This is a genomic window from Jilunia laotingensis, from assembly GCF_014385165.1.
GTDB lineage: Bacteria > Bacteroidota > Bacteroidia > Bacteroidales > Bacteroidaceae > Bacteroides > Bacteroides laotingensis.
In genome coordinates, this window is record NZ_JACRTF010000001.1 from 2383663 (window position 1) to 2400815 (window position 17153).

Here is a 17153-nt window from a genome sequence, read left to right on the forward strand (position 1 = left end):
TTTAGAGCTTTCTCTTTATTGAAGAAAGAACGGTATAAATCCACCAATATCCTGGATTTATACCGTTTTTCGTTTATTTCCATACCTTGACTGTTTCTTCGGTTCCGTCTTTTGTTCGTATCTGCAGGATGTTCATGCCTTTGAACAAAGGAACATTGCATTCTGCTACCTCTGGTAGCGTTTCTTCGTAGGTCAGGGTTCCATTGGTCGTATATCCTTTTACGGATATTATATTCGGTTCCAGGGATTTTATAATAGCCTTTTCTCCGCTTTCCGTTGTATATACATATAAGGTGGATTCTTTTTCCGTAGGGTTTAAACCGGCTTCTCGGATCATGAAGCGTCCGGTGTTGGTCGATACATTTTGCAGTTTTATCTCTTTAGCGGCTTCCAAAGGATAGACTATACCGGTCTCTTTGTCATAAAGTTCCAAGCTTCTGTTTTGTAGTTCCCCGGATATGTCAAAGGAAAGGGTGATGTCTGAAGGGCCGTTCGTATAGATTCCAAGGGGAACGGATGTCAATTGTCCGGTCTGTTGGATATCTAGTCCTTGTCCGTTTCGGATTGAATAAATTGCAATAGTAGGATGTACTTCGTTGTCGAAAAGTACTTCGCTATCTTCACCCGGTACAATCTCCGGTGAAGCGGATGCTGATTCGCGAATCAGAGTTGCACTTTCAATGCCCGAAGGTAAAGTTGCTCTGACATACATTGTGGATTTATCTGCGTTACCGAGACTCTTTGACAGATCATCAGGACTCTTTAGCAGATTGCTTGCTGCTGAAACAAGCATATCTTCTTCGAAGGTAACGGTGATCGATGTTCCTGCGTTTTGCACTTCAGCGAAAAAGGACTGCATGGGAGCGATACTTGTTAATCCGTTTTGATTGGATAACAGTTCTCCATCGGTGCGGATGGTAGTATTGGTGGTGTTCCCGTCATACACTTTGATGGAGAGCAGGTGATTGGCTGCCATAAACTTCGCTACGTCCAGATGTGCCATGAACGGGTTGCCAATCAGGAAATACTTAGAAGCTGTCTGGTTGGTAATAACCACGTTTAATGGTAAAGTCGGATTACCCGAAGCGTCTTCATAGATGAATCGCCCGGTCTTGCTCCGGCTGATACTTTCTGTGACAGTAGTGGCATTTCCAAGGTCATCAAAGTAACTGTATGCCGTATGTTCTTTCGGGAAACGGAATTTGAACGTTTGGTCGTTTGCCAGTTTTCCGTTATCTACCCATAAAGAGAATCCGCTTCCCAAAGCATATTCCTGTTTCAATGAATTGAAATGATTCGACCAGTTGGTTTCATTAATCTGGATAGCTGTTGTGCTATTGTCCATCAATCGGCCGGGAGCAGTACTCGACCATAGACGTTGAAAGATACGCGGATTGTAACGGTTCTCGGGTGAACTGGTATTGTCGAGCGTGGTGAAATAGGTATTTGACTGTACACCGTTCATCGTTGCCGGGATGAACATATCGCCCGTAAACATATTCTTCAGAGGTGCAGTAAGCATATAATAGCGATTGGCTGAGAGCAGCATTTCCACCCAGGCTTTCGTATAGGTCAGGCGGTAAGTCCCCACTACTTCCGTATTCGGTTCGAAGTGGATGAATTTACAACAGTAAACGTCCGCGGCATCGCTTGGTTGGCTTAAGATCGGATAAGCGGATGCTTCCGACGGAATAATGACATCCGTACAACAATAGGGGGCACCATTGCTCCAGTTGTTCCATTCGTTCCAGTCGGTGTTGATCGGTTGGAGTTTCCATGTAGTTTGTAACGGATGCACCTGATAAGGAATACTGCCTACCAGTTTGTCGCTGTTGTCATAAACGATGGCATCAAAACGTCCTATATTAGGTAATTTTTGGAATGTAATAGTGAATACTCCGTTTACATCAGTGTTAGCAGATAACTTCATGTTTTGTTCCGGAAGATCGATTTTATAAACGGTTCCCGGAAAGCCTTTACCTCCGAATGTGATATCTCCGTTTTGGCAAATAGGAGATACGGTGATGTCTGTCAGATTCGTTTCACAGGAATTACTGTCCAGGCAATCGGGGATACCGTCATTGTCACGGTCATCCCGCACGAAAAGTCCATATATGGTCTGTGTGTCAAGTACGCTGGCTACTCCTGCCATCGTAATGCGAACCTCGTCATACCGGGATTTGGGATACATCATCAGGTATTTCTTGTCGCCATATCCGATGACATCAAGTCCCAGGACATTCCAGTTGGTAAATTTGTCACCTGTTTCCACTCCGTCATAATAAGTTTGAACGGTCATCCATGTGCCCGCTGTGATTCCGGCAAGATAGGTCTTGTTATCCAGGATAATTCCCAACTGATGCCGGTAATCCAGTGTTTTTCCGGTTCTGACTGCCAATACCGTTCCCGCACCGACTTGTACGCCTGTGATGACAACCGCTGTAGCAGGATCGTTGTCTATCAGGTTGCCGAGTCCGGCAATTGTTCCAGCTGCCGAAACTACGCTGACGGTACCGGTGGCACTGTAATTGATGGTACTTCCTGTTTGCTCAGTCGACAATAGAGTCGAACTGCATCCCAGCGGATCACTGCAATTGTCCGAAGCTTCTTCTATAAAGCCATAGTACATTCGTATATCCGCAATATCCAGTGTCAATACTCCCGATTTCCACAGGGTTATCTCGTCGAAATCATCTTCAGGAGTCTCTACGCTGAACCTCATTTTCTGCGATTGGTCATTACCTATTAATCCTACGGAAACAGCATTCGTTTCATCCACCACCGTTTGGAAAACCTTTGCCCCGTTCTTATATCCTCTTATCTGATAGAATTGCAGAACATCGGCACCGAGTCCGGTCGTCTTCATTTCAATGATGAAACCTACTCGCTTCTGAGTCAGTTCCGGATTAAAGGTAGTTCCGTCAGTCTTTTTGATGCCTACGATCTGTAGATTTTCTGCAATGGACAGTCCACCGGTATATTCGGCATAGTTTTCGGTGTTATCGTCTATGATGTTTCCTGCATCTTTTATATTGCTGAGAGAGATGAGGCTGCCACTACTTTCGTGCATAACATCGGAGAGTGCCACTTGCATAGTGCCGGTGGTCATAGGGGTACCGCAGCTGGATTCTACTCCGGTTTGCCCTTTATTGATCTGCACGGTGTCCGTGCAACCGCATCCATCGGTACAGGTTGCCCTGAAAACATAGATTCCTTCTTTATCCATATTTTTGACCGTACCACCATCACTGACCGTCACTGTTGAACCTGCCGGCTTGCTTTCGACTGTCCAAAGGACGGGGATACTTGGATTGGATACTAATTGATAGCTCGTTTGGTCATCGCAGACGTTTGTGTTCATGCTGAGATTCAGTTCACAGAGATGCTGCGTGAGAGGTTTTTCGCGGACGAATGCATATTTCACCAACCGGGCACCTAAATTGACTGCAATGGTGGTGTTAAAGCTCAGTTCCGCCCTTGAAAAAGGAACCTTGGAGACGATGGAAGTCGTACTGTTGCCCCCCTTGCCTACACCAAGGTTCAAAACTTTGGCGGCAATCGTTTCGGACTGCACTTCATTGTTGTTTGTGTCATATAGTTTGATGACGATCCATGAGCCGACATCCAGGTTGAGGGCACCGGCATCAACGTATTTGAATCCAACTTCCGTGCCTGCATCAAACACATGATTGGAAGTGAGTTTCACGCCACCCTGATATCCTATGGCAAGGATGGGTGTTAATGAAGCGTAGTTTTCCAGATCGTCGTCGATCAGTTTATTTCTTTCGGCTGGTACAAGTGGGAACGGAATACCGAGTAATACAGGGTTCCATCCTTCTGCACTAACGGTGGCACCGATGGCTGCCATTCCGGATGTGGTAAGATTGTGCTGAAGCGGGTCTCCGACAAAAGCGTATTTCACTTTCAACGTGTTTATTACGTCAAGTCCTACGCCTCCGGCATATACCAGACCGATTTCATCGAAGTCATATTCGGGTTTTACAGTAAGGTTGACTACTGCTTCCTCCGAACCTGGAATCTGTATCAGGTTAAGATCGAGTACGCCTGCACTTTGGCCTTCTTCCACCGGATAGGTTTTCAGTAGAACACCGTTATTATAGACCATGATGGCCATTGCCTTGACTACATCCAGAGACAGAATGCTGGAAGAGCCCCCGGCTACTATACAGAATCCGGTGGTAGTGCCTGATTTATAAAGATGGAAACGGTCGCGTACACTGATAATAGGATTGGCCCCTACAGCCACGCTGGCGACTTTGACGAAGGTTGCGGAGTTATTGAGGTCTTCATCCAATATGTTTTCAAAATCGGTTGTGCCGGAACCGACTCCTACGGCATTGATGATTTTGTCAATCACACAGTCCGGTTCAACGAGTGCTTTGCGCTGCGGCACGTTTTCGGCTTGCCGTTGGGCAAATAGGGCGATCGGGAACAGGGCTATTATAATAAAGAGAGTAGTATTTCTTTTCATGATCAATTTAGTTTATGGCTACTGTTGGAGAGTGCCGTATACGTACCTGTTATGTTGTACTGTGAATTCCGGCGGAAATAGAATGTATTGTTCTGTGCAGTAGGAGAGATGATTCCTGTCGCACCTTCTGCTGAAGAAACATTGGTGATATAGATTTGGTAATCGTCTTTCTGCCAGGAACTGATTGCCGTCAGTCTTGATTTCATGCGGATGAGAAGACGAGTAGTGGTAGGTAGGACATAGGCAGATAGGGTCACGGTCTGGTTGGTTACGGTCTGCTTGTCCAACAATGTCCATTTGTTATTTTTATATGCATTGTCCTGATTGGCGGCTACAAGAGTATAAGGAGTTTTGAAGTTCTCATAATCCTTTAAGGAAGTTTGCGTATAGGTCGTTTCGGACATGAGTGCAAACCAATCGAAGCTCCATGTGCCTTGTTGGATGCCTGTAATTTTGATGGTGACGAGTGCCATTCCTCTGTAAAGAATCCCTGTCAGTTGGTCGGAACCCTCAAAAGAGATTACCGGGTTTGCATCTCCTGTGTGGCAATAGCCGTAGAAGAGTTCGGGAGTGTAGAGCCATTTCCCATTCCAATACTTTTCAGTATTTTGTTTTATTTCATTATAGTCGGTGATGGTCTGTTCACGAAGAGTTGCCTGGAAATTATCAAATGTGGTTCCGGGTGCAGCGTTCAGGCTGAACATATTACCTTCACCCCTGCCGGAATAATATCCGATGGCAATGACACGATATTCATTGCCCATGATCTTAGTCAGTTTGCTCCGTGCTGTTCGGACTCCGTTTTCGGGTGCGCAACTGACGGTCTTGTCATTATTGGCATCGTAAACAAACGGGGCGGCCGATCCTGCTTTACGGATAAAAGTTACTATACGTACTTTGTCTACTTGAGACGTTCCGTCCAAGAGCGTATCTTCTCCCGGGGGTAAAGCTCTGCTACTGGGCAGCTCACTACCTACAGTGAGGGTGATGTCAACAGAGTTGCTATCTCCTGCCGGTGCAACGGGTTCAAGGGACTCGTCCTGACTGCATCCGCTAAAGTTTGTTGCCAGGATGATGGCTGCCATAAAGCGAAAAAGAGGTATCTTATTCATTATAAATGATAGTTTAGGTAAAATCACTCACTTAACAACATCACAGGTGATTAAATTCCCTTTGAAATGTTGCTAAACATTCTTTCTTAACTATTATTTACTTATGGGGGAGGAAGGAGAATTCAACATGAATTATTTTCCCTGCTATGGGAAATCCGGATTAATCCCGAAATCGGTACTTACTTGTCTTCTTTTGCCCAAAACGATCCAGTCTTCAGAATGCAATAGACTGAAGAAGTTACCTTAGGTTTTCCACTTTTTCCATTCTCGATTTTCCTTTCACCCTTCACGATCCTCAATTTTCCCCTCTTCTCTTATATATTGCATCAGTTTCCGGTAGAAAGCGTGTTGCCCGAGCGTGGCAGCTTCTCCCAGTATCACTAGTTTCATACGTGCCCTGGTGATTGCGACATTCATTCGCCGCAAATCATTGAGAAATCCTATTTGCCCATTTTCGTTGGCCCTTACCAGACTGATAAAGACCACATCTCTTTCCTGTCCTTGAAATCCGTCTACTGTGTTTACACTGATCAGTGAACGGAAGGGACGGAAGAAATTGCTGCTTTTTATTTTGCTCCTCAAATACTGTACTTGAGCTTTATAGGGTGAGATGAGCCCGAAGTCGATTTGTTCGTCCAGCACTCGTCCTTCACCGATCCGGTGAATGTACTTTTCCAATTCCTGCAACAACAGGTTGGCTTCCTGCTTATTGATGCGTCCGAAGCTTTCACCGGTAAGTTCTTCATGGAATTCCATTTCGGACGTATCGATCCATACCATAGGGGTGTCAAAGTCGAGAATCCCCCGTTGGCGTACTTCCGGTGCCGATTCCAACTGGTTGTTATAGAACCATTCGGACGAAAAGCGCATGATGGACTCATTCATCCTGTACTGAGTTTTTAATAAGGAGACGGAAGTCGGTTTGACGGCCACTATTTTCTCCATCAGGGTGTGGTCCAGCCCGCCCCGGGCAGCTTCGATACATTTGATGGTGGGAGGTAGCTGGCAATGATCTCCGGCAAGAATCACCCGATCCGCCTTTCGGATAGCGATCCAACAGGCCGCTTCGAGTGCTTGTGCGGCTTCATCGATGAACAGTGTACTGAAACGTCGGCCGGTCAGTATCCGGTGATTGCTGCTGACCAATGTGGAGGCTATGACCCGTGCAGACGAGAACAGGTCTTCATTGATGAGTATTTCCAATTCCGTAGCACGGTCACGAAGGCGACTGATACGGTTGCGGGCTGATTCTCGCTCGTTATAGCTGCCGCGATGTATTTTGCCGTTCATTTCACGGATCGACTTCCGGATACCCCAAAGTTCAGGATAAGCAGGATGATTTTCGAAGCGTCGTTCGTAGGTGAATGAAAGCATTTTGTCATTGACCCGCGAAGGGTTGCCGATGCGCAGCACGGGAACACCCCTGTCCACCAGTTTCTCAGAGATCCAGTCTACCGCTGTGTTGCTTTGTGCGCAGACGAGTACCTGATTCTCGCGGTGCAATGTCTCATAGATGGCTTCTACGAGTGTGGTTGTTTTTCCAGTTCCCGGAGGGCCATGAACGATAGAAACGTCTTTGGCGCAGAGTACCTTGTTGACTGCTTCTTCCTGGGTACTGTTCAGCCAGGGAAAACGGATCGGAAAGAGTTCCCGCTTTCGGGGAAGAAGTGTTCCTATCAGTGTGTCACGTAGTTCCGCCAATCGGTTTCCTTTGGCTCGCAACACGTCTTCAAGGGCATCGAACATGGTGCGGTAGGATGTTTCGTCAAAATAGAGCTGTACCCCCACTTGTCCTTCCGATTGAATCTCAAGCAATGCACCTTGACCGGGCAGTGCAACCACCATCCGTTCCTCATCGGCATAACTGACGGTAGCGGTGAAGTTCATATAAGAAATCTTATCATCATATCCTTGGCGGAAGAAGCAGACCGGTTTGCCGAACTCGAAAGCATGTTCGATGTCTTTGTCCCCGGTACGGATAATCTCTACGACAAACTGATTGAGTGAATTATAGTAACTCCGCCCTATCTGTACCGGATACCAGGAAAGTCCCCGTTTCACTTTCCGTGCAATGCCCATCGTCTCGGTTTGTCTTTTGAACTCCTCTTTTTCATACTCATATTCCATCCGGAGGAGAAGTTGCTGGCGTTGTAGGTCGGCAGTAGGAGAGGCGATGGGTTTCTTATTATCCATGATTCATTATATTTTTACATTATATGCACCCCACCGGTGAAGGGGTCGTTCCTCACCGATGAAGAGGGTCTTGCTCACCGATGAACACCCCCTTCCTCACCGAGGAACAGGGTCTTCCTCACCGACCAAGAATTGATAGGGCTATTTGCTGATAATCAGTATGATAGCTGCTGAGGAAATATCACTTCTTGAGAAACCACAAAGTTATATTATTCAACAAATTATATCAAAGTTCGGTGCTTTAAGAAAAAGCTATCGCTGTTTCCTCCACAAAAGTAATATTTCTTCTCATAGCAGCCGAAATTTATTTCAATTTGTTAAACCTTATACCGTGCAAAATCGTTAATATTATAAACAGTTTAAAAAATATAAATGCATATGGTTTACGATTTGGACATGATAAAAAGCTTCTATTCAGCTTATAAAGGCAAAATGGAGCATGTACGGAGTGTTTTAAAGCGTCCGTTGACGTTGGCAGAGAAAATATTGTATACTCATCTCTATGATGAGGCTAATTTGAAAGATTATAAGCGGGGAGAAGATTATGTGAATTTCCGTCCGGATCGTGTGGCGATGCAGGATGCTACGGCACAGATGGCTTTATTGCAATTCATGAATGCAGGGAAAGAACAGGCTGCTGTACCATCTACCGTGCATTGCGACCATCTGATTCAGGCTTATAAAGGGGCAGGTGAAGATATCGCCACTGCTAAGAAGACCAATGAGGAGGTCTATGATTTCCTCCGGGATGTCTCGTCCCGATTTGGCATCGGTTTCTGGAAACCGGGAGCCGGGATTATCCATCAGGTTGTGCTTGAGAACTATGCTTTTCCGGGTGGTATGATGGTAGGAACGGATTCGCATACGCCCAATGCCGGTGGCTTGGGTATGGTAGCTATCGGTGTAGGGGGAGCCGATGCGGTGGATGTGATGACGGGTATGGAATGGGAACTGAAGATGCCTAAACTGATCGGAGTTCATTTGACGGGTCAGCTGAACGGTTGGACGGCTCCAAAAGATGTGATCTTGAAATTGGCAGGTCTGCTGACGGTAAAAGGCGGAACGAATGCCATCATTGAATATTTCGGCCCGGGCACGGCTTCCATTTCGGCTACGGGTAAAGCAACTATTTGCAATATGGGTGCGGAAGTGGGAGCCACCACTTCACTCTTCCCTTATGATGATCGCATGGCCACTTATCTGCGTGCTACAGGACGTGAAGAGGTGGTCAAGTTGGCGGATGCCGTAGAGGCGGATCTTCGTCAGGATGAAGAAATTCTGGAAGCACCGGAAAATTACTACGACCGCGTGATCGAAATCGACCTGTCCGAATTGGAGCCTTACATTAACGGTCCGTTCACTCCGGATGCCGCTACACCGATATCCGAGTTTGCAGAAAAGGTGTTGCTGAATGGGTATCCCCGTAAGATGGAAGTGGGGTTGATCGGCTCGTGTACCAACTCTTCTTATCAGGATCTTAGCCGTGCCGCCTCCATTGCCCGTGAAGCTTTGGAGAAAGATATTGCCGTTGCTGCCCCCCTCATTGTGAATCCGGGTAGCGAACAGATACGCGCCACTGCCGAACGGGACGGTATGATTACACTTTTCCAGCAAAACGGTGCAACGATTATGGCAAATGCCTGCGGCCCCTGTATCGGACAGTGGAAACGCCATACGGACGATCCGAACCGCAAGAACTCCATTGTTACTTCTTTCAACCGTAATTTTGCCAAACGTGCCGATGGCAATCCGAATACTTATGCTTTTGTGGCTTCGCCCGAGATCGTGATGGCACTTACCATTGCCGGAGATCTTTGTTTCAATCCGCTGAAAGACCGTCTGATGACGCACGATGGCGAGAAGGTGAAACTCAGTGAACCGGTAGGCGATGAATTACCGGTATATGGGTTTGTTTCCGGAGCCGAAGGGTATATTCCACCGGCAGGAGCGAATGTGGAGATTAACGTCGATCCTCAATCGAAACGTTTGCAATTGCTTACCCCTTTCCCGGCCTGGAACGGTGAGGACTTGTTGAACATGCCCTTGCTGATCAAGACGCAAGGGAAATGCACTACCGACCATATTTCAATGGCTGGCCCGTGGCTGCGCTTCAGAGGACATCTGGAGAATATATCCGACAATATGCTGATGGGAGCAGTCAATGCTTTTAACGGGGAGACGAACAGTGTATGGAATCGTCTGACGAATATGTATGGCCCTGTCTCCGGTACAGCGAAGATGTACAAGTCCGAAGGTATCTCTTCCATTGTCGTAGCCGAAGAAAATTATGGCGAAGGTTCCAGCCGTGAACATGCCGCCATGGAACCGCGCTTCCTCAACGTGAAGGTGATACTTGCCAAGAGTTTTGCCCGTATTCATGAGACTAATCTTAAAAAGCAAGGAATGCTTGCCGTGACATTCAAAGATAAGGCCGATTATGACCGGATACAAGAACACGACCTGCTGTCTGTTATCGGACTGCGCGAATTCGCTCCTGGACGTGATCTGGAAGTGGTAGTCCATCACGAAGATGGAACTAAAGAGAGTTTCGCAGTGCAACATACTTATAATGAGCAACAAATCGGATGGTTCCGTGCAGGCTCTGCGTTGAATGCAAGATAGTGTAAGACTAATAACGACAAGAAGAATATGAGCAAAATAACAAAGAAAGCAGACGGTACGCTCGTAGTACCTGATATGCCGACAGTTCCTTATATTACGGGGGACGGTGTAGGCGAGGAAATAACTCCCGCCATGCAAAGCATTGTGAATGCTGCCGTAGAAGCGGCTTATGGAGGAAAACGTAAAATAGAGTGGATGGAAGTCCTTGCCGGTGAACGTGCCTTTAACACGGTGGGTTCGTGGTTGCCGGAGGAAACAATGGAGAAATTCAAGGAATATCTGGTAGGAATTAAAGGGCCGTTGACGACACCCGTCGGAGGAGGAATCCGTTCTTTGAATGTGGCATTGCGCCAGACACTCGATCTTTATGTTTGTCTTCGCCCCGTGCGTTGGTATGAAGGAATTTATTCCCCTCTCATTGCACCCGAAAAGGTGAATATGACGATTTTCCGTGAGAATACGGAGGATATTTATGCCGGAATCGAATGGGAAGCGGGAACTCCCGAAGCGGAGAAGTTCTATCGTTTCCTGCGGGATGAAATGGGAGTGAAGAAAGTGCGTTTCCCGGAGACATCTTCATTCGGAGTGAAACCGGTTTCGCGAGAAGGTACCGAGCGTCTGGTGCGTGCGGCTTGCCAATACGCATTGGATCAACATCTTCCTTCCGTCACACTGGTGCATAAGGGGAATATCATGAAATTCACCGAAGGCGGCTTTAAGAAATGGGGGTACGAACTGGCACAACGGGAATTCGGAGATGCGCTGGCAGATGGACGTCTGGTGATTAAAGACTGCATTGCGGATGCTTTTTTACAAAATACGTTGCTGATGCCCGAAGAGTATTCGGTAGTAGCGACTTTGAATCTGAACGGAGACTACATATCCGACCAGTTGGCAGCGATGGTAGGCGGAATCGGTATTGCTCCGGGAGCCAATATCAATTACGTCAGCGGTCACGCCATCTTTGAGGCTACTCACGGAACGGCTCCTAACATTGCGGGGCGGGACATTGTGAATCCCTGTTCCCTAGTTCTCTCTGCCGTTATGATGTTACAGTACTTCGGATGGCAGGAAGCAGCCGACCGGATCGAGCGGGCGCTCGAATTAAGTTTTGGGAAAAGGCGTGCCACGGCGGATTTGGCACGGTTTATGCCGGATGGCGTTTCACTTTCTACTTCCGCCTTTACAAGAGAAATAATCGAGCGAATAAATAATCATTAAATAGAGTATGGTGCCATGAAAAAAGAATATTTAATTTATAAACTCTCCGAGGACATGAAGGATTGTACCCGGATTGACAACGAATTGTTCCCCAAATACGATGTGAAAAGGGGATTACGCAATGAAGACGGAACGGGTGTGCTGGTCGGATTGACCAAAGTGGGCAATGTAGTAGGTTACGAACGCATTCCCGGTGGCGGGCTGAAACCCATCCCCGGTAAGTTGTTCTATCGCCAATATGATTTGGAGGATTTGGCTCATGCCGCCATGAAAGAGAAACGCTATGGTTTCGAAGAAGTGGCCTACCTGTTACTCTCCGGCCGTCTGCCCGATAAAGAAGAACTGGAATCTTTCCGCGAATTGGTCAACGACAATATGCCTCTGGAACAGAAGACGAAAATGAATATCATCGAACTGGAAGGAAACAATATTATGAACATCTTGGCTCGCAGTGTGCTTGAGATGTATCGTTTCGACCAGAATCCGGACGACACCTCCCGTGACAACTTGATGCGCCAGAGCATCGATCTGATTTCAAAATTCCCTACCATCATCGCTTATGCATACAATATGTTGCGCCATGCTACTCATGGACGGTCGTTGCATATCCGCCATCCGCAGGAGAAACTTTCCATAGCCGAGAATTTCCTTTATATGCTGAAGAAGGATTATACCCAGCTCGATGCACGTACGCTCGACCTGCTGTTGATGCTCCAGGCGGAACACGGTGGTGGTAATAACTCTACGTTTACAGTTCGCGTGACTTCTTCTACCGGGACGGATACCTATTCTTCCATCGCTGCCGGCATCGGTTCATTGAAAGGCCCGCTTCACGGAGGAGCCAATATTCAGGTGGTCGACATGTTTCACCATCTTCAGGAGAATATCAAAGACTGGACAAACGTGGATGAAATCGATACCTACTTCACGCGTATGCTGAATAAGGAGGTGTACAACAAGACTGGATTGATTTATGGAATCGGCCATGCCGTTTATACGATTTCCGATCCGCGTGCGCTTTTGCTTAAGGAACTGGCTCGCGACTTGGCGAAAGAAAAGAAATGTGAACGTGAATTTGCTTTCCTCGAACTGCTCGAAGAGCGTGCCATCGAAGTGTTCGGTAAAGTAAAGAATAATGGTAAGACCGTATCAAGTAATGTCGATTTCTATTCGGGATTTGTATACGAAATGATCGGTTTGCCACAAGAGATTTATACTCCGCTCTTTGCAATGGCTCGTATCGTAGGCTGGTGTGCGCACCGGAATGAAGAACTTAACTTTGAAGGCAAGCGTATCATTCGCCCGGCTTATAAGAACGTATTGGATGTTGGAAAATATATACCGTTGAATAAACGTTAGGTTTAATGTGAATAGTTTTACCGGGTGAGGTTGCCTTCTGTAACAGGAATGATCGGCATACCTTCACCCGGTATTTTTTTTGCAAAACTTATTGCTTGTATTCAGGTTTTATTTAACTTTGCTTCTTGTAAAACTTATGGATATGAGTGAACATGCATTTCATATTTTCTTGTTGGTAATGAGCGTCCTTGCCCTGTTCGTCTTCATTGCACTCTACTATGTAAAGGCAGGGTATGGCATGTTTCGCAGTCGTGCGTGGGGAGGAGCAATCAACAATAAATTGGCTTGGATGCTGATGGAAGCACCCGTTTTTCTGGTGATGACTTATATGTGGTGGAACTCGGAGCGTCGTACCTTCCCTGTCGAGTCGGTTTTCTTTTTACTCTTTCAGCTTCATTATCTCCAACGCTCCTTTATCTTCCCGTTCTTGTTGAGAGGGAAAAGCCGGATGCCGGTTGCTATCTTTTTGATGGGAGTTGTCTTTAATCTTCTGAATGGTTTTATGCAGGGGGAATGGATCTTTTATCTGTCACCCGGTGATTTATATACTCCACACTGGTTCGGAACACCTCAATTTATCATCGGTGTTATCCTTTTTCTTTTGGGGATGGCGATTAACTGGCAGTCCGATTATGTCATCCGTCACCTTCGAAAACCGGGGGATACACGTCATTACCTGCCGACTGGAGGGATGTACCGTTATGTAACTTCTGCCAATTATTTTGGTGAAATTGTGGAATGGGCAGGATGGGCCATCCTCACATGGTCGTTGTCTGGAGCTGTTTTCCTGTGGTGGACGGTTGCCAATCTTGTCCCCCGCGCCAATGCCATCTGGCATCGTTACCGGGAAGAATTCGGTAATGAGGTGGGGAGTCGGAAGCGTGTTTTCCCTTTCATATATTGATCATTTACAGAATATAGATACTATCATGAAAAACTCGAAACTCTTTACACCGGTCACTTTCGGACCGTTGACTCTGCGCAACCGTACCATCCGTTCGGCAGCTTTTGAAGGGATGTGCCCGGGAAACCGGCCTTCGCAGATGTTGCTCGATTATCACCGTTCCGTGGCAGAAGGTGGGGTGGGTATGACGACGATCGCCTATGCTTCTGTTACCCGAAGCGGGCTTTCCTTTCCCCGTCAGCTTTGGCTACGTCCGGAAATAATTCCGGGACTTCGGGAGGTGACGGATGCAGTCCATAAGGAGGGGGCAGCGGCAAGTATCCAGATCGGACATTGTGGCAATATGTCTCATAAAAGTATTTGTGGCGTCACACCGTTATCGGCTTCTTCGGGATTCAATATCTATTCTCCTACTTTTGTGCGGGGGATGAGGAAGGAAGAGTTGCCGGAGATGACCAAGGCTTATGGACGTGCTGTGAATCTGGCTCGTGAATCAGGATTTGACGCGGTTGAAGTACATGCCGGACACGGTTATCTGATCAGTCAGTTCCTTTCTCCTTACACGAATCACCGGAAAGATGAATATGGAGGCTCATTGCAAAACCGGATGCGTTTTATGGATGAGGTGATGGCAGAGGTGATGGAAGCTGCCGGAAATGATATGGCGGTGATCGTAAAGATGAACATGCGTGATGGATTTCGTGGCGGCATGGAGATAGACGAAACGATGCAGGTGGCTAAAAGACTGGAGCGGTCGGGTGTTCATGCCTTGGTGCTGAGCGGTGGCTTTGTAAGCAAGGCACCGATGTACGTAATGAGAGGAGCGATGCCGGTCAAGACGTTGACACACTATATGGACTGCTGGTGGTTGAAGTATGGCGTGAAACTTGCCGGGCGGATGATGATTCCCACCGTACCTTTTCAAGAAGCATACTTTTTGGAGGATGCGCTGAAATTCCGGGCGGAAATCAAGATACCCTTGATCTATGTCGGAGGACTGGTGTCGCGTCAGAAGATCGATGAGGTGTTGGACGATGGCTTTGAAGCGGTACAGATGGCGCGGGCATTACTCAATGAACCGGGATTTGTCAATCGTATGCGCTTGGAAGAGAAAGCAAGGTGCAACTGTGGGCATAGCAATTACTGCATCGGGAGGATGTATACCCTTGAGATGGCTTGCCATCAGCATTTGAACGAAGTGCTTCCTCCCTGTTTAAGGAAGGAGATCGAACAATTGGAGAATAAATAATGATGGAACGGAGATATGCAATCATTACCGGAGCGGACGGTGGCATGGGAAGGGAGATCACCCGGGCTGTGGCTGCTGCGGGGTATTATGTGATAATGGCTTGTTACAATCCTTCCGCTGCCGAGCCTGTGCGTCAACGTATTGCAGAGGAAACGGGGAGTGGTCAATTGGAAATACTTCAGCTGGATTTGGCTTCGATGGCTTCCGTCTCAGCTTTTGCAGATACCATTTTAGAGCGTGGCATTCCTGTTGCATTGCTGATGAACAATGCAGGAACGATGGAGACGGGACTGCATATTACTGTTGATGGGATGGAACGTACGGTCAGTGTTAATTATGTCGGGCCTTACTTGCTGACACGCAAACTGATTCCTTTGATGGGGAAGGGAAGTCGCATTGTGAGTATGGTGTCATGTACGTATGCAATTGGTAAACTCGACTTTCCTGATTTTTTTCTTCGCGGAAGGAAAGGAGGCTTCTGGCGTATACCCATATATAGTAATACGAAACTTGCTTTGTTGCTTTTCACTCTGGATTTGTCGGAAAGATTGAAGGAACGCGGCATAACGGTCAATGCGGCTGATCCGGGAATTGTATCTACCGATATTATCACAATGCAACAATGGTTTGACCCGTTGACGGATATTTTTTTTCGTCCCTTTATACGTACTCCGAAACAGGGAGCTTCGACTGCAGTCGGACTATTGCTGAATGAGGAAGCGGAAGGACAAACAGGAACGTTTAATGTGAATAATCATCCCAAAGCTCTTTCCGACAAATACGTTCATCATATACAAAGGAGACTGTTATGGGAGCTGACGGAAGAAAGAGTAAGGCAGTGGTTGTAGGGCCGGAGGGAAGGATAAATGGGAAATAGGGGAAATGGCTGTAACCAACGGTTTGATAATAGTCCGACACATATTCCACCGATTGATAGAGTAATTGGGTATTCTAAAAATCAGTGGAATATGTGTCGGTTGAATAACTCTTTATCTATAGATTAGATGGAAAGTTCTCTTAATACGTTTACAAGTTCCCTGTTGATTCGTTTGTCGTTCTTGATCGCTTTTGAGAAGGGTACGTAAACGATTTCATCATGGTCGATACCGATCATGACATTACGCTGGTCCTCCATGATGGCATCTATCGCTGCCGCACCCAGACGGCTGGCAAGTATTCGGTCGTGGGCAGTAGGGCTGCCACCGCGTTGAAGGTGTCCTAAGATGGTGACACGTACATCATATTGCGGGTATTCGTTCTTCACACGTTCTGCATAATGCATGGCGCCTCCGGTCAGTTCGCTTTCTGCTACGAGTACGATACTGCTGTTTTTTGATTTGCGGAATCCGCTTTTAATGAATTCTTCCAGTTGGTCCACTTCGGTACTGAATTCGGGAATGATGGCTGCCTCTGCTCCGGAAGCAATCGCACCGTTCAAGGCAAGAAAACCGGCATCTCGGCCCATAACTTCCACGAAGAAAAGACGTTCATGAGATGTAGCTGTGTCGCGTATCTTATCTACCGCATCCAAAATCGTGTTCAATGCCGTATCGTATCCGATCGTTGTGTCCGTACCGTATAAATCGTTGTCAATGGTTCCCGGCAACCCGATGCAGGGCACATCGAATTCCTGTGCAAAAATGCGTGCCCCGCTCAATGAACCGTCACCACCAATGACTACAAGGGCATCGATGCCCTCTTTTTTCATATTATCGTATGCCATTTGGCGGCCTTCGGGAGTCTTAAATTCTTTGCAACGTGCAGTCTTTAATATTGTACCGCCTAATTGGATTATATTACTTACGTTCTGGCTTTTGAATTCACTGATTTCTCCTGTCACCAGTCCCCTATATCCTCTGTATATACCCTTTACTTTCAGTCCGTTATAGATAGCTGCACGAGTTACTGCCCGAATTGCAGCATTCATACCGGGAGCGTCTCCTCCGGAGGTCAAGACACCAATACACTTAACTGTTCCCATAACAATCTCTTTTTATGTTT

Annotated in this window: 10 protein-coding genes; 6 read left to right on the forward strand and 4 right to left on the reverse strand. The window is 46.9% G+C overall.

From position 1 onward, the window contains the following. Positions 1 to 73 precede the first annotated feature (73 nt). The 3 genes from H8744_RS09090 to H8744_RS09100 all read right to left on the reverse strand — a co-directional run bounded on the left by H8744_RS09090 (position 74) and on the right by H8744_RS09100 (position 7797). Positions 74 to 4492 carry a hypothetical protein gene (locus H8744_RS09090; RefSeq protein ID WP_262434532.1) on the reverse strand — a complete coding sequence of 1473 codons (4419 nt, stop codon included), beginning with the start codon at positions 4490 to 4492 and terminating at the stop codon, positions 74 to 76. 2 nt (positions 4493 to 4494) lie between these two features. After that, a complete protein-coding gene (locus tag H8744_RS09095) occupies positions 4495 to 5604 on the reverse strand; it encodes a hypothetical protein (RefSeq protein ID WP_262434533.1) in 1110 nt (369 codons plus the stop codon). 279 nt (positions 5605 to 5883) lie between these two features. Then, on the reverse strand, positions 5884 to 7797 hold the full coding sequence (locus H8744_RS09100) for an AAA domain-containing protein (protein ID WP_262434534.1): 1914 nt from the start codon (positions 7795 to 7797) through the stop codon (positions 5884 to 5886). Positions 7798 to 8175: 378 nt separating this feature from the next. Between H8744_RS09100 and H8744_RS09105 the strand changes: the two genes are divergently transcribed. The 6 genes from H8744_RS09105 (at position 8176) to H8744_RS09130 (ending at position 16000) form a co-directional block, all read left to right on the forward strand. Further along, entirely contained in the window at positions 8176 to 10419 is a 2244-nt protein-coding gene (locus tag H8744_RS09105; protein WP_262434535.1) for an aconitate hydratase, read from the forward strand. A gap of 27 nt (positions 10420 to 10446) precedes the next feature. Continuing rightward, on the forward strand, positions 10447 to 11640 hold the full coding sequence (gene icd / locus H8744_RS09110) for an NADP-dependent isocitrate dehydrogenase (RefSeq protein WP_262434536.1): 1194 nt from the start codon (positions 10447 to 10449) through the stop codon (positions 11638 to 11640). A gap of 15 nt (positions 11641 to 11655) precedes the next feature. Next, positions 11656 to 12999, forward strand: a complete 1344-nt coding sequence (locus H8744_RS09115) for a citrate/2-methylcitrate synthase (protein ID WP_262434537.1) — start codon at positions 11656 to 11658, stop codon at positions 12997 to 12999. Positions 13000 to 13141: 142 nt separating this feature from the next. After that, entirely contained in the window at positions 13142 to 13903 is a 762-nt protein-coding gene (locus H8744_RS09120; protein WP_262434538.1) for a DUF1295 domain-containing protein, read from the forward strand. A 25-nt stretch (positions 13904 to 13928) separates the two neighbouring features. Further along, complete coding sequence (locus H8744_RS09125; protein WP_262434539.1) at positions 13929 to 15152, forward strand: NADH:flavin oxidoreductase; 1224 nt, start codon at positions 13929 to 13931, stop codon at positions 15150 to 15152. Continuing rightward, complete coding sequence (locus H8744_RS09130; RefSeq protein WP_262434540.1) at positions 15152 to 16000, forward strand: SDR family NAD(P)-dependent oxidoreductase; 849 nt, start codon at positions 15152 to 15154, stop codon at positions 15998 to 16000. Before H8744_RS09125 ends, H8744_RS09130 begins: the two co-directional genes overlap by 1 nt. A 152-nt stretch (positions 16001 to 16152) precedes the next feature. Here H8744_RS09130 and pfkA read toward each other — a convergent pair whose 3' ends face one another. Further along, entirely contained in the window at positions 16153 to 17133 is a 981-nt protein-coding gene (gene pfkA / locus H8744_RS09135; protein WP_262434541.1) for a 6-phosphofructokinase, read from the reverse strand. Positions 17134 to 17153: the final 20 nt, after the last annotated feature.